The 21654-nt window shown below is 37.3% G+C and carries 22 protein-coding genes; 19 read left to right on the top strand and 3 right to left on the bottom strand.

Translation table 11 applies throughout. From position 1 onward, the window contains the following. Window positions 1–91 precede the first annotated feature (91 nt). Entirely contained in the window at window positions 92–1729 is a 1638-nt protein-coding gene (locus M0051_RS06590) for a DUF3078 domain-containing protein (protein WP_306740740.1), read from the bottom strand. A gap of 591 nt (window positions 1730–2320) precedes the next feature. Here M0051_RS06590 and M0051_RS06585 point away from each other — a divergent pair. Further along, window positions 2321–3700: a tryptophanase gene (locus tag M0051_RS06585; RefSeq protein ID WP_306740739.1), complete on the top strand. Its 1380-nt coding sequence runs from the start codon at window positions 2321–2323 to the stop codon at window positions 3698–3700. A 216-nt stretch (window positions 3701–3916) separates the two neighbouring features. Continuing rightward, complete coding sequence (locus tag M0051_RS06580; RefSeq protein ID WP_306740738.1) at window positions 3917–4243, top strand: hypothetical protein; 327 nt, start codon at window positions 3917–3919, stop codon at window positions 4241–4243. Window positions 4244–4319: 76 nt separating this feature from the next. Here the strand turns inward: M0051_RS06580 and M0051_RS06575 are convergent, their stop codons facing one another. Next, entirely contained in the window at window positions 4320–5000 is a 681-nt protein-coding gene (locus M0051_RS06575; RefSeq protein WP_306740737.1) for a hemolysin III family protein, read from the bottom strand. 245 nt (window positions 5001–5245) lie between these two features. On the opposite strand from M0051_RS06575, the gene M0051_RS06570 reads away from it, so the two are divergent. The 4 genes from M0051_RS06570 to M0051_RS06555 all read left to right on the top strand — a co-directional run bounded on the left by M0051_RS06570 (window position 5246) and on the right by M0051_RS06555 (window position 8030). Further along, a complete protein-coding gene (locus M0051_RS06570; protein WP_306740736.1) occupies window positions 5246–6133 on the top strand; it encodes a hypothetical protein in 888 nt (295 codons plus the stop codon). A gap of 126 nt (window positions 6134–6259) precedes the next feature. Further along, complete coding sequence (locus M0051_RS06565; RefSeq protein ID WP_306740735.1) at window positions 6260–7015, top strand: DUF4197 domain-containing protein; 756 nt, start codon at window positions 6260–6262, stop codon at window positions 7013–7015. A gap of 33 nt (window positions 7016–7048) precedes the next feature. After that, entirely contained in the window at window positions 7049–7594 is a 546-nt protein-coding gene (locus tag M0051_RS06560) for a GNAT family N-acetyltransferase (protein ID WP_306740734.1), read from the top strand. Window positions 7595–7838: 244 nt separating this feature from the next. After that, window positions 7839–8030: a cold-shock protein gene (locus M0051_RS06555; RefSeq protein ID WP_110360282.1), complete on the top strand. Its 192-nt coding sequence runs from the start codon at window positions 7839–7841 to the stop codon at window positions 8028–8030. 110 nt (window positions 8031–8140) lie between these two features. On the opposite strand, the gene M0051_RS06550 is transcribed toward M0051_RS06555, so the two are convergent. Next, complete coding sequence (locus M0051_RS06550; protein WP_306740733.1) at window positions 8141–8596, bottom strand: cold-shock protein; 456 nt, start codon at window positions 8594–8596, stop codon at window positions 8141–8143. Between the two features lie 246 nt (window positions 8597–8842). Between M0051_RS06550 and M0051_RS06545 the strand changes: the two genes are divergently transcribed. The 13 genes from M0051_RS06545 (at window position 8843) to M0051_RS06485 (ending at window position 21631) form a co-directional block, all read left to right on the top strand. Beyond that, window positions 8843–9295, top strand: a complete 453-nt coding sequence (locus M0051_RS06545; protein WP_306740732.1) for a DUF5362 family protein — start codon at window positions 8843–8845, stop codon at window positions 9293–9295. 383 nt (window positions 9296–9678) lie between these two features. Further along, window positions 9679–11211, top strand: coding sequence for a hypothetical protein (locus M0051_RS06540; RefSeq protein WP_306740731.1), 1533 nt, complete (start codon window positions 9679–9681; stop codon window positions 11209–11211). A gap of 31 nt (window positions 11212–11242) precedes the next feature. Continuing rightward, a complete protein-coding gene (locus tag M0051_RS06535) occupies window positions 11243–11956 on the top strand; it encodes a 3-oxoacid CoA-transferase subunit A (protein WP_306740730.1) in 714 nt (237 codons plus the stop codon). Continuing rightward, a complete protein-coding gene (locus M0051_RS06530) occupies window positions 11950–12615 on the top strand; it encodes a 3-oxoacid CoA-transferase subunit B (protein ID WP_306740729.1) in 666 nt (221 codons plus the stop codon). Before M0051_RS06535 ends, M0051_RS06530 begins: the two co-directional genes overlap by 7 nt. Before the next feature lie 7 nt (window positions 12616–12622). Further along, window positions 12623–13969 carry an aspartate aminotransferase family protein gene (locus M0051_RS06525; protein WP_306740728.1) on the top strand — a complete coding sequence of 449 codons (1347 nt, stop codon included), beginning with the start codon at window positions 12623–12625 and terminating at the stop codon, window positions 13967–13969. Between the two features lie 166 nt (window positions 13970–14135). Continuing rightward, a complete protein-coding gene (gene pcaF, locus M0051_RS06520; RefSeq protein ID WP_306740727.1) occupies window positions 14136–15341 on the top strand; it encodes a 3-oxoadipyl-CoA thiolase in 1206 nt (401 codons plus the stop codon). Between the two features lie 306 nt (window positions 15342–15647). Continuing rightward, the gene (locus M0051_RS06515; protein WP_306740726.1) at window positions 15648–15917 is read left to right on the top strand and encodes a transporter suffix domain-containing protein; all 270 of its coding nucleotides are present in this window, start codon (window positions 15648–15650) and stop codon (window positions 15915–15917) included. Between the two features lie 202 nt (window positions 15918–16119). Next, a complete protein-coding gene (locus tag M0051_RS06510) occupies window positions 16120–16584 on the top strand; it encodes a hypothetical protein (protein ID WP_306740725.1) in 465 nt (154 codons plus the stop codon). Window positions 16585–16850: 266 nt separating this feature from the next. After that, on the top strand, window positions 16851–17363 hold the full coding sequence (locus M0051_RS06505) for a nuclear transport factor 2 family protein (RefSeq protein WP_306740724.1): 513 nt from the start codon (window positions 16851–16853) through the stop codon (window positions 17361–17363). A 54-nt stretch (window positions 17364–17417) separates the two neighbouring features. After that, window positions 17418–18371 (top strand): proline iminopeptidase-family hydrolase, encoded by a 954-nt coding sequence (locus M0051_RS06500; RefSeq protein ID WP_306740723.1) that lies wholly within the window; start codon window positions 17418–17420, stop codon window positions 18369–18371. 11 nt (window positions 18372–18382) lie between these two features. Beyond that, window positions 18383–18895, top strand: a complete 513-nt coding sequence (locus M0051_RS06495) for a nuclear transport factor 2 family protein (RefSeq protein WP_306740722.1) — start codon at window positions 18383–18385, stop codon at window positions 18893–18895. A gap of 395 nt (window positions 18896–19290) precedes the next feature. Further along, entirely contained in the window at window positions 19291–20145 is an 855-nt protein-coding gene (locus tag M0051_RS06490) for an alpha/beta fold hydrolase (RefSeq protein ID WP_306740721.1), read from the top strand. A 283-nt stretch (window positions 20146–20428) separates the two neighbouring features. Beyond that, window positions 20429–21631, top strand: a complete 1203-nt coding sequence (locus tag M0051_RS06485; RefSeq protein ID WP_306740720.1) for a multidrug effflux MFS transporter — start codon at window positions 20429–20431, stop codon at window positions 21629–21631. Window positions 21632–21654 lie beyond the last annotated feature (23 nt).

Raw genomic sequence — 21654 nt, 5'->3', positions numbered from 1 at the left:
TGTTTTTTAAACAATTATCATAGGTTTAAAAACACAACAAACTACCTCTACCTGTTACAAAAATGGGTGTTTATACCATTTTTATATTGATTTAAAATCGGTAACTAATCCCAATTGAAAAGTTCTCTTTAAACTGAACTTTCGATCCGGTATCATCGTCAGAGATTAAATGGGTTGAGAATTTAGACAACAAGTACTGGTTGATTGGCATTGTAAGACTTAACTCCCAATCCACATCAATATTTTTAGGCTTTTCGCTATAATTCGAATACAAAGTAAACTTGTTTACCAAAACTAAATCTTCCCAAAATTTCAATTTATGATAAAGGTTTACATACGAACCAACCTCTTTTTTAACTTTCTTGTCTTCGTCAACACCATAAGCCGTTTGATCTATATTTGCCGTATCCTTAACGATAGTATACTTGGATGAAAGTGGTGAAAGAAGTACTGAAAAATTCTTATTGGGTTTATAATCCATACCAACGGAAGCAATGATATAAGCAGGTGCAAAAAAGTTTGACTTCAACACTCGTGGTGCATCACTTGGATACGAATAGCCTTTTACCATTTGTGTTTTTAAATTAAACTGTGCAGAATAGTACCAATTCTTCACCGCTTTTTGTCCGTATTTGGTATTAAACTCAATTCTATCTTCATTCTTTCTAAATCCATCCTCACCTGATTTTAACAATCCGTATTTTAATTTCAGACTGTTGTCCCAGGTATGGTTTCCTCTTTTGTAATTTGCAAATGCCTCAAGGGTTGAGGTGGTGGCCATGGTGCTCTCTCCTCCTCTAGACCAACTATCACTTACATGACCTTGATTAAAAGCCATTCCAACTGTTGCTCCAACTTTCCAGATTTGAGAATAGCGTTTGTATTTACCCAGCTTGGCTAATGCATATTGATCTGCTCGTTCTTTTTTCTCTAACAACACTCTTGTTCCTCTCACTTTTGAACGTTGCACCGATTGCTGATAAACATCATCATCAACCAAAATTCTAACCGATCGATCTGAGGTATTCTGTATCCAAATACCTATAGAATCTCGTTTGTTCTTTTTTAGCCAAAATCTCTTGTAGTCTTGTTTTCCATTATTAATCCAAAACTTTATAGAGTCATTCATAAAGTTACGCACCCCAAGAAATACAGAATCTCGGCTAATCTCTCTTATCCATTGGTGCACCGGATCGTGTTCCACGTAATTATAAAGCTCATCCAAAGCTTCAGTCTTCCATGTTTCATGACTTTCCACTTCCTCAATCACCGGCAAATCCGGCTGATAGCTTAATATCTTTTCAAGTTCAATTTGTTTTTTAACTTCTCTTAAAGCCTCTTCAGTTTTTCTCTTTTCTATATAATCCTTAAGGTAAAAAACCATATTTCGGATGCTATCATTCCCCACATACTGAAGCAAAGTATTTACCGCATTACGAACAGAATCGGTTTGATGTTGATTTGGAGCATAGTCCACTGCCAGTTCACGTACTATAAACCTGAATCCTACATTTTCAATATGATTCAAAGGATCTTTTATAGGATGTAAAACAGAATCGTGCGTAAAGTGCTTTAGCGAATCTGTTCTATTGTGTCTTATTTTATAAACCGACTCTTCAAATCGAATGGTATCCAGAAGCAAAGAGTCTTTCTGCAACTGTATCGTATTTTGAGATAACAAAACAAATGGCTGAATTACAATCAGCAATACAAGAAAATATCGAATCATTGGGCTTAGCTCTGTTCGGATTAATAATATGGGCTTTTGGAACATACACTAACCAAATACAATCCTAGCATATTTGGTTTGTGCAAAAATGTCAAATTTATTTTGTTCTTAAAAGCATTTATGCGGGCAATCTATTCAAAAAATAGACCAAAATATCGTTTATTTCTAAAGGATCCTCAATTCAATCGTTTGCATATTTTTAGCCCTTAATTTTTGTTTCAAGTCAAAAAGTTTTATTTTTGCCAACAGTAGAAAATTCAGAAAGCATGGAAATTAAATTTCAACTTCCTAAACTGACACACAAAGTCTACCTTAACATCAAAAACAGAGACGAGTTTCACTTCTAATCCGTCTCGGGACATTCCTGTCCCATTTTTTTCAATACAATATACAATAGCAATTTTTTGATCAGATTACTACATCAGGTCAGTTCTTATTGCATATCTGTATTTCATTTTTTGGCTAACTCAATATCACAACAATGTAATTGATTGATTTGTAGTATCCACAGTTATTTTAGGTACCATAAATTGAACCAAAGCCAATACTAGTAACGAACAAAATATTAAGCAATTAAATAAAAAAATTATCATGGAAATTCCATTTGCAGAATCATTCAAAATTAAGATGGTTGAAACCATTAGAAGAAGTACTCGTGAAGAAAGAGAACAATGGTTAAAAGATGCCAACTATAACTTATTTAACCTTAAAAGTGATCAGGTTTTTATTGACTTATTGACCGATTCAGGTACAGGTGCGATGAGTGACAAACAATGGTCAGCTATGATGTTAGGTGACGAAAGTTACGCAGGTGCTCGTTCATATTACAACATGAAAGAAGCATTAAAAAACATCTTGGGATTCGATCACTTCCTGCCTACTCACCAAGGACGTGCTGCTGAGAATGTATTGTTCTCTGTTTTGGTAAAAGATGGTGATGTTGTTCCTGGAAACTCTCATTTCGACACTACCAAAGGTCACATCGAGTTTAGAAAAGCAAAAGCTATCGACTGTACAATTGATGAAGCTTTTGATACTGAAATTGATCATCCATTTAAAGGAAACCTTGACCTTGTAAAATTAGAGTCTGTTCTTTCAACTTATCCAAAGGAGCAAATTCCTATGATCATTGTTACAGTTACTTGTAACACATCAGGAGGTCAGCCTGTTTCTATGGCCAACATTAAAGCAGTAAAAGAATTGGCAGACAAGTATGAAATTCCTGTGTGTTTCGATTCTGCTCGTTTTGCTGAGAATGCTTACTTCATTAAGACTCGTGAAGAAGGTTATGCTGATAAAACAATCAAAGAGATTGTATTGGAGATGTACTCGTATGCTGATATGGCAACCATGAGTTCTAAGAAGGATGCAATTGTGAACATGGGTGGTTTCATTGGTATGAAGAGCGAAGAACTTTGGAAAAAAGCTTCTACTTACAATATCATGTTCGAAGGATATGTTACTTATGGTGGTATGTCAGGTCGCGACATGAATGCTTTGGCTCAAGGTTTGGATGAAGGTACTGAATTCGACTATTTGGAAACTCGTATCAAACAAGTAGAATATCTTGGTGGTAAATTGGAAGAGTATGGCATCCCATTTCAAAAGCCAATTGGCGGTCACGCTATTTTCGTAGATGCTAAGAAAATTTTATCTCACATTCCAAAAGAAGAATACCAGGCACAAACTTTAGGTTGCGAGTTGTATTTAGAAGCTGGTATCCGTGGTGTTGAAATTGGAACTATTTTGGCAGATAGAGATCCTGAAACTAGAGAAAACCGTTACCCGGATTTGGAATTGTTGCGTTTGGCTATTCCTAGAAGAACCTATACGAACAACCATATGGATGTAATTGCTGCAGCTCTTAAAAATGTTTACGATCGCAGACACGAAATCAAGCATGGTTTCAAAATTGTTGACGAAGCTCCAATTATGAGACACTTTACAGTGCAGTTGGAGAAAATCGACTAAGACAAAATCACAACTACATATATGATCAAGGCTCCCTTCGGGGGGCTTTTTTTATGCTTTCAAATAAAGAAATCATTCTTTAATAACTTTTATTTTTTCAGAACTTTAAAATTGCTTAATTTTAAGAAAGATCAATATATCAGCAAAATAAAAGCTATACCCTCTGTTTTTTATTAAAGAAAAAAAGAAGCAAACTCTAACCTAAATTAACGAACTATGACTACAATTGATCTTAAGGTAACTTTACAATTGAACGAAGAGGATTATTTTAAAGTTGGTGATCACATCTTCACGAAAAATGACAAATTAAAATCTATTGAAGAAAGATTACACTTCTGTGGATCATCTGCAATTAAAGCTTTCAAAGAGTACGAGAGCCTATTAACTATGGAAATCATGGACAATTGGTCAAAGCTGATCAAAGCTTTAAACCAAACCACTTCGTGCTGTGCGGTATGGGATAATCGAAAAATTATCCAGGAATTGGTAGAAAAGAGAGACCACCCTGTATCGTGGTATGTTGAAAATTGTAGAATCTGCTAACTGCCCAAAAACTAACAAATTGAAAAGACTTTCCTTCAGGAAGGTCTTTTTAATTTAACCAATTCCTTAAGCTTCACTATACTGCATAATAAACTGCAACAAAATGCGATAAACTCCCACCAAACACAAACAAGTGCCAAATAAAATGATTAAAAGGCAATCTCTTCCACACATAGAAAATCACACCTAAGGTATAGAATACTCCTCCAATAATGATCCATTGCAAACTTAGAGTAGGCAAAACAGCACTAAATGCATCAAAATTAAAAACAAGAATATAGCCCATAAACAAATACATCAGCAGGGAAATCCATTTGTACCTTCCCAACAAGAATAGTTTGTACACGATGCCTAATCCAACCAAAACCCACAAAATTGCCAGATAGATTTTACCTACCATATTATCCAGGTAAATTACCAAAAAGGGTGTGTATGTTCCTGCAATCATAACGAATATGCTAATGTGATCCATTTTTCTGAACATGCTCCTTTTGGGATGATCGATCATATAATGATACAGTGCAGAGGAAAAATAGAGCAGAAGAAAACCTAGCAGAAAAATAAAAACAGCCAATACTCCTTTCCAAGTTTGCGTTTCCCATGCCTGATACATCAACCAGGTCCCAGCTGGAATTATAAAGAAAACTCCCGCCAAATGTGAAATCCAATTCCATAGCTCATGAAGAGATTCCTGGCTATTCAAGAATCTTTTTTTATCCTCCTTAATTCGACTAGTTATTAGTAGCAACCGCTTCATTTACCTACTTCTTTTGGTTTGGAAGATTAAATTTCCGAAAAATAGATGAAGCCACAAAGTATTCACATCACAATTTAATTTTAATTCAAATAGTCCTATATCCTAATATTTAAAGCGCATCTGTCCTAAATTAAATTCAATACAATCGCTAATCATGGTAAATATGCGACATAACACTTTCTATATGTTTTCATATTTATATATTGTGATCTCTAAACATCTTTATAATTACAAAACACAATAAAATGAGAAACTTACTATTATTACTAGCTTTATGCATTATCACTCAAGCGAGTATTGCCCAAGAATCTGGACTTTCTCCATTCTTTAAGGTTGGAACATCCGATAAATCGATATCTGCATTAACTGCAGAAATCAAAACCCAACTTCAGACCAATAATTTTAAAATCGCTGGTGAATATGCTCCAGAATCAAATGACAACTTGCATGTTATTTGTTTTACAAGAAATGATTTACAAAATTTATGCTTACAGTCAACAGACAGAGGTGCATTGGCAAGCGTATTAAAAATTGGTTTGGTGAAAAAAGAACAACAAACCACAATAAGTATGCTGAATCCTGACTATATGTTTTGCGCTTACCTTAACAATTACGAGACAAACAAGATTGCGTATGATAAAATTACAGCAGATGTAAAAACTGCTCTTAAAAACTTCGGGAGTGAATTCACAGCTTTTGGTGGAGAAATTAAAGCTACTGCCTTAAAGAAGTATCACTATAAAATAATGATGCCTTATTTTAAAGATCCGGTTGAACTTAACGAATTTGAAAGTTTTGAAGCTGGAGTTGAGAAAATACGTAACAATCTAAGTGCAGGAAAAGAAAATACCAAATTGATTTACGAACAAGTATTTACAAATGAAAAAATTGCTGTATTTGGTGTAGGATTGCTTGATCAGGAAAGTGGAGAAAAGCATTTCCTACCAATTATTGGAGAAGACCACATTGCTGCTATGCCATACGAAATCATCCTTCAGGACAAAGAAGTTACCATGCTACATGGGAAATACCGTTTTGCATTGTACTGGCCAGAACTTACCATGGGCACTTTTATGAAAATTATGAGTACTCCAGGTGATGTAGAAGATTTTATGGAAGCACTAACTAAATAATCCATGTTTTATAAATCTCTCCCCTGTAGATTTAAATCCCTTGTTAACTCAAGGGATTTTTTATTGTTTCAATTTTTGATACCTTCGAACTTCAATTATTACCACGGACCAAAATTTAGTTTCAGAATGAAAAAATACCTTTATCTAATAATAATCTCTACAATGTTTTGGTCTTGTGCCGAAATGCAAGCCGTAATCGACCAATACAATTTGGAACAATACAAGCCTTTAACTGATAGTGAAGTTTCTGCCGGATTGAAAGAAGCGCTAAAAGTAGGAAGTGTAAATGCAGCCAATCTACTCTCGATAGAAGATGGCTTTTACAAAAATGAATTGGTAAAGATTCTTCTTCCTCCTGAAGCTCAAAAAATATCCAAGAATATTAGCATGATACCGGGCGGAAAGGATTTAATTGATAAAGTAGAAATCCGATTAAATCGCGCTGCTGAAGATGCTGTAAAAGAAGCTGCTCCTATTTTTGCTGCAGCCATTACAGAAATGACCATTGCAGATGCTTTTGGTATTTTAAAAGGCAATGATGATGCAGCAACCCAATATCTTAAAAGCAAAACATCTGACAAATTAAAGGGTTTGTTTATGCCAAAGGTAAAAGCATCGCTTGATAAAAAACTGGTTGCGAACATCTCTACCAACGAATCATGGGACTTACTCACCAATAATTACAATAAGGTGGCAGGTAGTTTTGCAGGTCAATTGGCAAACCTGGAACCTGTAAATACAAAATTAGATGATTACGTTACCCAAAAAGCTTTGGATGCCCTGTTTCTAAAAGTTGCAGAAGAAGAAAAACAAATCAGGAAAGATCCTTTAAAACGTGTCAGCAATATTCTGAAAAGAGTATTTGGAGAGTTGGACAAATAACAGTGAACAATGATCAGTAAACAATTATCCAAAATGAAACTTGAAACAAAACGCTTGGTGCTGGAAAAACTGGAGATGAAACATGCTGAAGCATTCTACTTCTACCGATCGGATGCGGAAACCAATAAATACCAAGGCTGGATTCCATACGCATTGGAAGATTGTCAGCACTTCATAAAAAACAGGATTGCCGGAGAGTTTAACGAAACAGGAACTTGGTATCAATTTGCCATTATACTGAAAGAATCGAATGAAATGATTGGTGATTTTGGTGTTCACTTTCTTGATGGTGACACGCGTCAGGTAGAAATAGGATGTACCATTAATAAAAAATATCACAGAAAAGGTTATGCAAAGGAAGCTGTAAATGTTGTAATCAACTATTTATTTTGCAATTTGAAGAAGCATCGAATTTACGCTTCGGTTGATCCGCTAAACAAAGCCTCAATTCAACTAATGGAAAAACTTGGCTTTCGAAAAGAAGCTCATTTTAAAGAAAGTATTTTAATCAATGGAAAGTGGGTAGATGATGTAATTTATGCCATTTTAGGGAAAGAATGGTTGGCTACAAACGATTAATTTTTCAACCTTCTCATTATCTATTTATTATAAAATCCATCAATTTAAAAGTTTTTTCTTTTAGGTATCATTTTTTTACCTACCTTTGGCTCGATATTAAGTCATAGGTCGGTTGATGATCGACTCTTTTAATTTCAATATTATTTGTTACTATTCATTCCATTCCCGGAATTTAAATTAACAGGATCATACGGGAGTTATTAAGAAAGACTTATTTCGAATTATTATTTTAATTTAAATTACAATGGAAGGAACAGTAAAATTCTTTAACGAATCAAAAGGTTTTGGATTTATCAAACCAGCTGATCAAGGTGATGATGTTTTCGTACACGTATCAGGTCTTGTTGACGAGATCAGAGAAAACGACAAAGTTGAATACGATGTTGAAAACGGAAGAAAAGGTTTAAACGCAGTAAATGTAAGAGTGATTGAATAATCGCTACACCTTTATAAGAAATTGAAAAAGCACCTCTAGAGGTGCTTTTTTTTTATTGTCTAAATCTTATATCAAGCACTACTGCGCTGATATGAAGTATAATTTGAAAGTTACTTTTTTAGAGTAACATTAACGGCATTCATTCCTTTAGGTCCACGCTCAGTATCAAACTCTACCTTATCGTTCTCCTTAATGGTATCTACCAATCCATTTACGTGTACAAAAATGCTATCACCAGTACTTAAGTCCTTAATAAAGCCATAGCCTTTTGATTCGTTGAAGAAACTTACAACACCTTGTCTCTTTCCTTCCTCTTCTGCAAAGTCACCACTATTTCTGGCTCCTAGCACAATGTCTTCTGCGTTAATCTCTTCCTTTTTCTTAGTAGGATCTGGTGGTGTTGATGTAATGTTTCCGAATTCATCTACATAAGCAATCATGTCGTCCAAACTACTTTTTCCACCTGCTTCTTTTCGAGCCTCTTTTCGAGCTTCTTTCTCTTTTCTTTTCTGCAGTTTTCTTTTTTCTTTCTCTTTTTTGTTATACGTCTCTTGCGATCTTCCCATAAAATTTTTAGTGATACCTTAATGATTAATAAAACCTTAATGAATCGATTCTGATAATAGTTTAACCTACTTCACTCAAGACAGAAAGGTTCTGCAAGGTAAGCATTTATTTACATTACTTACTCATTTTATACAAAGCATTTTAAAATGACAGCAATTTTGCTGAAACATCTGCCAATTACCACCGAAAATAAAAAAGAAATAACTATTTTAAGCTAATTAAAAATTTAACAAAACCCTTTAAACATGCAAAATAACGAAGGAAGAGAAGCCAAGCCAATCGAGCTAACGGCACAATCGGTAATTTACCTCAACGAAACCCGAAAATGGACCATGTTTTTTTCCATACTTGGATTTGTTTTTCTGGGAATACTGCTAATTGCTGCAATTTTTATGGCAACTATGTTTGGTGCTCTTGCAGGAGGTAACTTACCCTTTATGGGAAGTGGAATATTAATAGGAGTATTCTATTTGCTATTAGGCATATTGTACTTCTTCCCGATTTTTTATCTGTACAAATTTTCGAAACACTCAAAAACTGCCATTTACAGTGAAGACAGTGAACAATTAAGCCTGGCATTTAAGTATTTAAAAAAGCACTACAAATTTATTGGTATTTTAAGCATTGTAATTCTATCCTTCTACGTTTTGGCATTTCTGATCATGTCAATTGCAGGTGGAATTGGAACTTTCATGTAATACCATTTAAATTTCAGAGTGAGCTCAAGCGAAACTGTGAAATATTAAATTGAAATGCCAATTAGATATTTGGAACCAAACGAACAAATGGCTCATACTAATTAACAATCGGTATAAGACACAGCCACCAATATAATTTAAACCTTCTCTGTTTTCTCGGGGAAGGTTTTTTATTTGCAATAAATGCATTTAAATAATATCAGTTTTTGTTGTAACTTGATTACATGTAACCCATTATGATGCTATGTAAATCAGTAAACTTTGCAATCTAAATTGTTTTGCATTGCAAATACCAATAAAGCCAACAAACCATGGGTAGAAATAGGTATAGGAGTACATACTCTTACAGTTAAATCAGACTATTAATCGTAAAATAGTTTTACATGTTACATTCAGAAAAAATTGATTTTACCAAACAATTTGCTCATCACGGAATTGATGAAAATGCAGCCCAAATCATCGAGAAAGAAAAGCTATTGCCTAATAGCCTCATCAACAAATTACATCACTGCTTTCCGCAATATTCTATTTTAAAAGAGGAAAGTGCACCGATGTTTACCTCCAGTAAAAATCGCTATACAGGTATTGATGGTTTCAGAGAAATCATATCTATACTAAATGCCAATGGTATTGATATTGGCTACATCGAAGAGCGAGAGCTTTTTATTAATGTGTACCGATTTATGGCAACCAAGCATGTTTTGAATACCATAAACTGGAAAGACTATATTAACGATTCTGTATTTCAATTGGTATTTCCTCAGCCTGGAATGATGAAAGCTGAATTACTGGAAAGATACAAGAATGCCAAATCAGAAAAGGAAAAGCAACAAATTTGTAAGGATTACATTCTTGATACCAACCCTCACGATGGCAAACAATTGTTGAACAAGGCCTGTTTCGAAAATGAGCATGGCAATTTTGAAATTCTGGATGGCAGCCAACACAAATATCCGCAGTGTTTTCTTATTTTTGATAAAAGCACACAAAGCTGTTTTGCTTTCTGCAATTATTGTTTCCGCCATGCCCAGGTAAGAGGCGATGAAGACATGTTTATACAGGAAGATATTGATCAGGTTCATGATTATCTGAGAAAGCACAAAGAAGTAACCGATATTTTGCTTACTGGTGGTGATGGTGGATTAATGCCTTACTCCCGATTAAAGGAATATTTATTGCCATTGATCACCGATCCCGAATTGTCACACATCAGAAACATACGCATGGCTTCCAGGGGTTTAACCTACGATCCTCAAATAATAATCCAGCCGAGCTTTGATGATACACTGGCACTTTACAAAGAATTGATCAACTATGGAATTCAAGTAATTTGGATGGGACATTTCTCTGGTCCAAAAGAATTAATGAATCTGACCACCATTGCGGCTGTTCGACGATTACGAGCCGCCGGAATAACGGTTAAAAGTCAGAGTCCAATCATGAAGCATATCAGTTTGTTCCCTGATGAAAATGGAGGAATTGATATCAATAAATCGGCTCAAAACTGGATAGACCTTGGACATGTACTCATGATGCTGGGCATTGGTTTCCATTCCATGTATTATGCACGACCAACGGGAGAACATCACTACTTCACGGCACCATTGGCAGATATCAATAAGGTATTTAGCCAGATATACAGAAGTCTTCCATCAGTTGGCCGACCTTCCAGGTATATCTCTATGACCTCATCAGCCGGGAAAGCCTCGATGTTGGGTACCGTAGAGGTGAACGGAGAAACAGCCTTTGCACTTAAATTCAACGAAGCCAGAAATATGGAATGGATGGACAGGGTGTATTTGGCAAAATACGACGACCAACAGAACACCATTGAAAAACTGAAACCATTTGAAGGTGACAAATATTTCTATACAGATGAATTAGAAGCCATAGAAAAACAATTAGAGAGAAAATAGAATATCGTTCAAACAATACCATTTCTGTTCTATGATTAACAAAACAGTAAAATCATTAGCCGAAGCCGTACAAGACATTCACGATGGTGCCACCATAATGATTAGTGGCTTTGGTGAAGCTGGCAGCCCCATTGAATTGATTCATGCCTTGATCGATCAAGGGGCTAAAGACCTTACTGTGGTGAGTAACAATACCGGAAGTGGAAATGTAGGACTGGCAGCCTTAATCGAACAACGAAGAGTTAAAAAGATGATCTGTTCTTTTCCCAGAACTGCCAACTCAACTGTATTTCCTGAACTCTACAATGCCGGTGAAATAGAATTGGAGCTCGTACCGCAAGGTACCTTAGCAGAAAGAATAAGAGCCGGCGGTGCAGGCATTCCAGCATTCTACACTCCTGCCTCGGTAAATACTCCTTTGGCAAAAGGAAAGGAATGCAGAGTATTTGACGGGATAGAATATGTATTGGAAAGAGGCATTAAAGCCGATTTCTCTCTGGTAAAATGCGAACTGGCCGATCGTTATGGCAATTTAACCTATCATGCTACCGCACGAAATTTTGGACCCATCATGTGTACAGCCGCCACAACAAGCATTGTTCAGGCGAAAAAGGTAGTGGAGGCAGGTGTCATAGATCCCGAAATCGTGGTAACACCAGGAATTTTTGTGAATCATATTATCGAAGTTTCCAATCCTGCCCATGAATCTGATTTGGTGGCACAAAAACTTACATACCCATGGTAGAAAAGCATATAAATATCGGCTGGAGCAAAAAGGAAATGGCTCAAAATGTAGCGGTGGACATTCCCGATGGCTCCTATGTGAACCTCGGAATTGGCATGCCCGAAATGGTTGCCGACTTTGTTCCCGAAGGTCGTGAACTGATCTATCAGACTGAAAATGGATTGCTGGGAATGGGCGCTGTACCAATGGCCGGACAAGAAGACCCTGAATTGATAAATGCTGGTAAAAAACCTGTAACTACCATACCCGGAGCTTGCTTCTTTCATCATGCCGATAGTTTTACCATGATTAGAGGTGGTCACATTGATGTATGCGTATTGGGTGCCATGCAAATCTCTAAAAATGGCGATTTGGCCAACTGGTCAACGGGTGCAGCCAATGCCATACCTGCAGTAGGGGGAGCAATGGATTTGGTGGCAGGTGTAAAAAGGATACTGGTAATTACAAAGCACAATACCAAAGATGGCAAACCTAAAATCCTAAATCAATGTAGCTATCCGCTTACCGGCAAAGGGGTTGTGGAAAGCATTTATACAAACCTGGCCATAATCGATGTAAAAAAAGAAGGCCTTTTTGTAAGAAAACTAGGCCCCAATGTTGATTTTGAATATTTACAGCAACATACCGAAGCCAAACTATTTCAATATACTAAACTCTGAAATCATCATGGAAAATGCTGATAATGTAAATTATAAATCAAGCCTAAAACTCTACAAAAGAGCAAAAAAAGTGATAACCGGTGGAGTAAGTAGAAATACCATTTTCCGCCGTCCCCATCCTTTTTATGTTGCTCAGGCCAAAGGCAGCTATGTAACCGATATCGATGGCAATACCCGAATAGATTTCGCCAACAATATGGCTTCTTTGATTCATGGGCACTCCCATCCTGTGATTGTAGATGCCGTTACGGAACAAATGCAAAACGGGACTGCATATACATTGGGAAGTGAGGTGGAAGTAGAGTTTGGTGAGTTGTTGGTGGAAAGAAACAAAGAGTTTGAAAAAATTCGATTTGTGAACTCAGGCACCGAGGCAGTAATGTCTATGATAAAAGCAGCCCGGGCTTATACAGGTAGACCTAAAATTGCAAAGGCTGAAGGAGCCTACCACGGCACCTACGATTTTGCAGAAATTAGTCAGATTGCAGAACCTCACAATTGGGGGGACATCGACAAACCCAATTCGGTTCCGGTAACTTATGGCACCCCCGAAAGTGTAAAAAAGGATGTGATTGTATTCCCTTACAACGATATTGAGCGTACCATCAATTTATTGGAAGCCAACAAAAATGAACTGGCTTGCGTATTAATTGACCCGATTTCTCACCGGGTTGGGATGTACCCAATTGAGGAAAAATATTTGCTGGAAATATACAATTGGACAAGAAAAAACAAGGTGCTTCTGGTATTCGACGAAGTGGTAACCTATCGTGTAACCTATAGTGGAGCTCAGAATCTGTATCCTATAAAGCCAGATTTGACTGCCCTTGGAAAAATCATAGGTGGTGGATTTCCTGTTGGCGCCATTGCTGGTAGCGCAAAAATCATGTCGGTATTCGATCCTACGAAAAAAGTAATTAAACAGCCCCATTCAGGCACATTTTCGGCCAATCCGGTTACCATGATTGCAGGAAAAACAGCCATGCAATTGTACGATAGACAGGCAGTGGATGACATCAATAAAATGGCAGCTATCGCTAAAAAGCAAATCCAGGAAGTCATTCAGTTGGCCGATGTTCCTGTCGCGATCACAGGAGCGGGATCAATGTTCCGTTTACATTTCCGCTACAAACCACCACGCAATTATCGTGAAACCTACCAGGCTCCAGATGAAAGAAAAGTAATTGTAGACCTTCTCGACTATCTTTTCCTTCACGAAAACCTGATTCTGATCAACACCTTCGCTTGCATGTTTGCCACCACCATCACACAGATAGAAGTAGATCGTCTGTCTCAATCCCTATACAATGGATTTAAGAAATACAAAGCTGAAATTCATCAGTTTGCCAAGTAAGTATGAAGTAAAAAGGATAAAGTAGTAAGGATAAAGTGATAAGTATCAAAATGAAAACTACATTTCCCTGGCACTTCAGAAATCTTGATGATAAAGTTAATTCTATTACAAACACTAATTTAAGCCTAGATCGAACTCACGTTCACTAAGCTCTTAAAGAAACCATATGACAACAACTGTATATATCTGCGATGCCATAAGAACTCCTGTAGGAAAATATGCAGGGACACTGGCTTCCGTTCGAACGGATGATTTAGCAGCCATTCCTCTAAAAGCCTTGATGAATCGAAATCCGGAAATGGATTGGGCAGCCATTGATGACATATTAATGGGCTGTGCCAATCAGTCAGGAGAAGACAACCGAAATGTAGCAAGAATGGCTACCCTTTTGGCTGGTTTTCCTGAAACGGTTCCTGCTGCTACCATCAACCGCCTGTGCGGATCGGGAATGGATGCCATTGGAAGTGCAGCCAGGGCCATAAAAGCAGGAGAAGCAGATTTGATGATTGCCGGAGGTGTGGAAAGCATGTCGAGAGCGCCATTTGTAATGGGAAAAGCAGAGACAGCGTTTGGTCGTACCCACAAACTGGAAGATACCACCATCGGCTGGCGATTTGTGAATAAAAAACTAGACCAGATGTATGGTACCGAAGGAATGATTCAAACGGCACAAAACATTGCCGACGATTTTTCAATCTCTCGCGAAGATCAAGACAAGTTTGCACGATGGAGCCAGGAAAAAGCACGCAACGCTCAGGAAAATGGAAGTTTGGCTCACGAGATTGTCCCCGTGGAAATCCCACAGCGAAAAGCTGATCCCATCCTCTTCTCTACCGACGAACATCCACGGCTTTCCACATTGGAAAAACTGGCAAGTCTGAAATCAATTTCCGGACCCAACGGATGCATTACTGCAGGAAATGCTTCGGGAGTAAACGATGGAGCCGCTGCCATGCTACTGGCTTCCGAACAGGCGGTAAAAAAATACCATCTCACTCCTAAGGTAAAGATATTGGGCATGGCTACTGCTGGTGTTCTGCCAAGAATTATGGGTATGGGACCGGTGACAGCTACTCGAAAAGTGCTACAACTAACCGGACTCCATCTTGATGATATGGATATCATTGAATTGAACGAGGCCTTTGCAGCACAATCGCTTGGCTGCACCCGTGAATTGGGACTGGCAGATGATGACCCACGCATCAATCCTTTGGGAGGTGCCATTGCCCTAGGTCATCCATTGGGAATGAGCGGAGCCCGCATCACCACATCAGCATATTACCAATTGATTCACTCCGATGCTAAGTATGCCCTTTGCACCATGTGTATTGGCGTTGGACAGGGAATTGCTTTAGTGTTGGAGAAAGTTTAATATGGATTATTTAAACGTGAATCAAGGGTTAAAAATATACTTTCAAAAAGCAATCGAAAGTTTGCTAACTATTAAATAGATTTAGGAATTCTTCCCTTTTAGGGAAGATGGCGACAGCCAGAAGGGTGTATTTTTAATTATATTCTTCTTATTTCACCCTTTTCCCTGTCGGGATTTTCCCTTGTAAGGGAAAAACTCAACTTGAAAATATAATAAAATTCATCATTGTCTAATCAATACAGCTATTTCAAGTCTTAATTCGCAATTTTTATAACTGATTTAAGCACTTGACCTAATACAAACAGCATGAAAAAGAAGAACTGGCAAATCAAATTAGGGATTTTTCTAATCATTCTATGCATCCCATTCTTTCTGATTATACCTGTATTTCCCTTTATGGAATTGGAGGCCAAAACCAAGATTACCCTTTCCACCGTATCGCTGATTATTGGGGAAGTACTGTTTTGGTCTGGTGGAATATTGGTGGGTAAAGAGCTCTTTAAGAAATACAAATCCTACTTTAATCCTAAAAATTGGTTCAAGAAAACAGATCAAAACGAAAAACAACGTAAGTAATAAGCTGAATTACAACACCACCCATCTTTTGCCAGTGTAAATTAGAATCTTGAAAACAGGAATCTACACGGGGTAATGATTCAAAATACATCAATCTTCATATATCATTATGATACACGTATTTTTATTAACATATAGATTTTAAGAGTTTTATATCAACCAAAAATTCACTAAATTAGTATATCACCAAAGAAAATCAACCATGAAAAAACTAATGCTTATACTAATTGTAATTGCGGCGAGTTGTACACCTCAACCAGAAAAAATCTCAGAATCGGAAGTAAAGAAAACCATTGAAGGCTTTTTTGAAGCCTTTGAAAAAGAAAACAACACCCCTGAATTATTAGATGATTACATCACTAAAGATTTTATAATCTATGAAGCGCAAAGAGAGATGAATAAAGATGAGTTCCTGGAATTTGTTGCCTCATTCCCCATTATCGAAAATGACTGGAAAATGAGTGATCTTAAAATCTCATCGGATATCAATTCTGCCCATATCAGTTTATTCAACACCGGAAATTTTATCATGCAATTTGATACTACCAAAGTACATCACAAATATGAGTGGTTCGAGAGTGCATATATGGTAAAAGAAGATGGTAAACTGAAAATCAAATTCTATTTTTCTGATAACGTCTCTATGGAAACGGATACTATAAAATAATTTAAACTTACGGTTCTTAAGCCTCCCCTACTTGCGCGAACTTGTTATACCATTTAAATTTCAGAATAAGTCTTAAGCAAATCTGTGAAATATTAAATTGAAATGCCGATTTATAATTGGTTAGGCATTTGGAATAATACGAACAAATGGCTCATACCAATTAATAATCTGCATTATCTCCAATTGTAATGCCGGTTACTATGTGAGACTGAATCCGTTTTGAAATTCCTGTAGAATTAGTTTGAAAACTTAAAACCTATGTAATGATGATACGATTTCTACCTGTTTTAATTATCATCCTTTCAGTCTTGGGATGCAATACCTCCATACAAAAGGAAAGTGTAGACAAGGAGGCACTCAAGAAATTGATCAACGAAAAGAATGTCAGGATTTCTGGCTTCTACAAAAAAGGAATGGTAGATTCCCTTGCCAGCTTTTTCACAAAAAACTCCATACAAATGATTCCAAATCAAAAACCCATAATGGGGGCTGAGGAATACAAAGAAGCATGGAGCGAATTCATGCAATTTGGAACCTGGGATTTTAAACTAAAAACAGTTGAAGTGAAAACCAGTGGCAAACTGGCTGTTGAACTTGGAAAGTATAGCTTGGAATTTACACCCAATGAGAATTCTCCCATCCCACAGATGAGTGACAAAGGCAATTATATGGTTTTGTGGGAAAAAATAGAAGGAAAGTGGCAGGTGATCTGGGATGCTCCGGTTAGCGAACTTCCCTTACCAAGCCTTCAAGCAGAAAAAGAGATGGAACAAGAGTAAGCAAAATGTTTCCATCCTGAAAAAATCAGTAACAATCAATAAAACAATGGCGATATGAAAAAGAAATGGACTTTTAGATTGTTTTTATTTGGACTGGCTTCAGTTCTTATTACAGGATGTCAGCCGAAAGCAAAACTCTCTTCCGGTGAGGGATATATTGATGTAACTGGGGGAAAAGTATGGTATAAAATTGCAGGAAGTGGAACAGAAACACCACTGGTATTGTTGCATGGTGGCCCCGGTTATCCATCCTATTACTTGAACCCATTGGCAGAATTAAGCAAAAATAGACCCATCATTTTTCTGGATCAATTGGGCTGTGGTAGATCCGATCATCACACGGATACAACACTCATGAATATCGAAACTTTCGTAACGCAAGTCCATCAGTTTGTGAATGAACTGGGATTGAAAAAATTCTACCTGTATGGGCATTCCTGGGGAGGAATCCTGGGCATGGAGTATTACCTCAAACATCCTGATCAAGTAAAAGCAATGATTCTGGCAAGTCCGGCATTAAGCATCCCCCAATGGCTGGAAGATTGCAATGAATTGATCCAAACCCTACCCGATTCAGTACAAATGGCAATCAAAGCCAGCGAAGAAAGCGGCAATTATGACTCCAAGGAATATCAGGAGGCAATTGGTATGTTTTACCGAAAGTTTGTAGCAAAAAAATTACCCTGGGATTCGAATATGGACAGCACAATTGAAGGGGCAAATATGAATATTTACCAATACATGTGGGGACCTAGTGAGTTTACAGCAAGTGGAACACTGAAGAATTACGATCGCTCAAATCAACTTCAAAACATAAGCATCCCAAGCCTTTACATTAGCGGAGAATCTGACGAAGTGCTTCCTTCAACTCTAAAACACTTCCAAAGCTTGACTCCGGGTGCCAAATCTACAATAATTGGAAATGCAGCCCACATTACCATGCACGACAACCCTAAGCCTTACCTGCAGGCAATAGATGATTTTTTGAAAGAAGTTGATGACCAATAAAACCAGATAACATGAAAAAATTAATTCTGACTACCCTTATTGCAGGCCTTTTATTTGGCTATGCCTGCAATACTTCTAAAAACGATTCGCTAAGCAATCAGAATAGAGAAACCATCAGATCGGAAATACAGGTACTCCTCAAACAAATTATTGAAGATGCCTCCGAGGTAAATCACGAAAAGGTAATGGAATACTATTCCAATCAGCCTGATTTCATTTCCATAAGCAATGGTACCAAATCTGATTACACAGGATTCTTCGAATCATGCAAAAACAACTATGAAGCATCAAAAAATCAGATCATTGATAATTCGGAAACGATCATCAAGATACTTGATGCTGAAACTGTATTGGTGACTTTGGGAGGAAAAGCTCAGGTAAATCTCAAAAATGATGATCAAATTAAAGTTGATCCATTTAGCATCACACTCCTTTTTAAGAAAATGAATGGTGCCTGGAAGATTACCTATACTCATGAATCAGGGAATCATATTTTTGTAGAAAATGATACAAGTACAAATTAGGCTTTGTATGATTTATAGTGGGTAATTCTTTACCTTGTTCGACTGACCAAAGTGGGCATTGGAAGGTTAAGCTAATTAGACGCAGAAAAATTTTTAGTAAGACGGGGAAGCTAAGAACTTGTTCGAAGATCACCCCGCCGCACTTAAAGTTTTCAAGTATAAATAGTTTAAGCTTACACGCCCTAGATTTTTTGCATCCTTTTTCATCAATGGAACCGACCGAAGGGAGCTCATGAATTCCTTTTTAAGAAATCATTTGATGAATAAAAAGGATGAGCCATGCGGCTTGAGCAAATCAAAGTTTAGGTAATGAATAATAGCATCATTCATTTTATTTACGATTGATTTGATTAACTATAATATTCAGTATAAAACCAAAAACTAAGACTTCCACCATGAAAAACCATTTCATTATCATTCTAATTCTTTTCATTTCGTCTGAAATCCATGCCCAAAATTCACCAACTGAAAAGTATGGTTCAAATCTCACAAATGGAAAACACGCAAGCATAAACGAAGCTCAAATTTATTACGAAACCTATGGAGAAGGAACACCCTTGCTTCTTTTGCATGGAGGCGTAGGTTCTATCATTAACTTTCAGGAATGTATTCCCACATTGGCCGAGCACTTTAAAGTGATTGCGATTGACAGTCCGGGACATGGGCGCTCAAGTCATCTTGATTCTTTGAGTTATCCACTTATGGCCGATTACATCTCACAATTTATTGATCATCTGCAGCTCGACAGCCTTTATATTCTGGGATGGAGCGATGGTGGAATCATTGGTTTATATCTTGCTGCTGATCGCTCTGATAAAGTAAAAAAACTATTGGCCATTGGCGTAAATACCGGAACCAACGGATTAAGTAAAGATATGTTGGACTGGACCAATAATGGATTGATAAACTGGGCAAAAGACAAGGATGGTTGGTGGATGAAGACACACTTGCCTCTGCTACCGCAACCCGAAAAAATCGATGAATATCTGGAGAATACGAAGAAGATGTGGCTGACAGAAATCTATATTCCACAAACAAAGGTTCAATCGATAAAAGTCCCTACAATGATTATGCTGGGAGACAAAGATTCAATTAAAAAAGAACACACCCTCGAGATTTACCGAGATATAGAAAATGCTCAGCTGTGTATTCTTCCCAATACGGGACATTATGTATTTGGCAAATCAGGCAAACTTGTAAATCAAATTGCCATTGATTTTTTTAATGAAAAAACTAAACCCAAGAAATAAATCATATTAAAATGCAAATAATACCATTTACAATTCGTGTTTGGTATTATACCGCTATAGCCATTAAACAATCGGTAATAAATAGCAACAAAAGCCATTTGAAGGGAAGGTACAAATGGCTTTTATCAATTCATAATCTGCAGATATGACTTGCCTTCCTCTTTTGTATAAGAATAATGCAAAGCCGAATGTTTGGCATAAATTTATATCTTCGTATCCCAATTTTCTATTGTTGATTCAACCCAAAGATCAATTGTAGCACCTATTATTTCATAACCATAGCATGCAAATCAAAAGAAAATCAGATACCGAATTTATCATCATCATGGCCTCTTTGATGTCCCTGGCATCCCTTTCGATAGATGCCTTGCTTCCCGGATTGCCCGAAATTGCCAAAACCATCGGCATAAGCGATCCAAAGAACAATCAGTTGCTGATTACGATGATATTTTTAGGAATGGGTTTCGGCCAATTGCTTTCAGGTCCCTTATCGGATAGTATTGGTCGAAAAAACACCATCTACATTGGCTTTTCGCTCTTTGCATTTTCGAGCATGCTTTGCATTTACGCTTCGAGCATGGAGATGATGATTGCAGGACGTTTTCTACAGGGAATTGGCCTATCAGCACCCCGAACCGTTGCTACCGCCATGGTACGCGACCGATTTGTGGGGGATTATATGGCCAAAATCATGTCCTTTGTTACGGTAATCTTTATTCTGGCGCCCATTGTGGCTCCTTCCTTTGGCAAACTAATGCTCGACACCTTTGGCTGGGAATCCATTTTTTCGAGCCAGTTGCTATTTGGCCTGTTTGTAATTCTGTGGTTGTGGCAACGCCAGCAAGAAACCCTCAAAGTTGAAAACCGAAGGAAGCTGACCCTATCGCTTTTCTCCAATGGAATTAAGGAGTTTACCAAACACAAACAATCCGTAATTTTCACCTTCATGTCTGGATTAATCCTATCGGCCTTTATGGTGTATTTGAGTTCCAGCCAGCAGATATTCCAGGAGCAATACGGATTGGTAGAAGAGTTTCCCTTTATCTTCTCAGGAATTGCCGTTGTAATTGGCCTATCTACCTTTTTAAACGGAAGCTTTGTAATTCGATTTGGCATGCTAAAGCTGGCCCAAAGCTTTACCACTCTCCTTTTCTGCATTTCCTCAAGCTACGTACTCTTGTTTTTCGGCAAACCCAATCCTGATATTGGCATTCTCCTATTATTTTTTGTGGGCATGCTTTTTTGTATTGGCTTCATATTCGGAAACATCAACGCATTGGCCATGCAACCCATGGGGCACATTGCCGGTATTGGAGCCGCCCTGTTTGGTTTTATCGGAACGGTAATGGCAGTACCCATTGCTACCTTTATTGGCCGATTTATTGATACAACAACACTGCCTCTTTTCGCAGGTTTTGCAACCTGCAGTGGCATTTCATTGCTATTGATTCAGTATTATAAGTTTTTGGGGAGAAGAGAAAGTTGATTACAACATAAAATACACTACCG

This window comes from Marinifilum sp. D714, from assembly GCF_030851345.1.
Classification (GTDB): domain Bacteria; phylum Bacteroidota; class Bacteroidia; order Bacteroidales; family Marinifilaceae; genus Marinifilum.
Note: the sequence above shows the minus strand (reverse complement) of the source record. Positions and strands in the feature narration are given on the sequence as shown.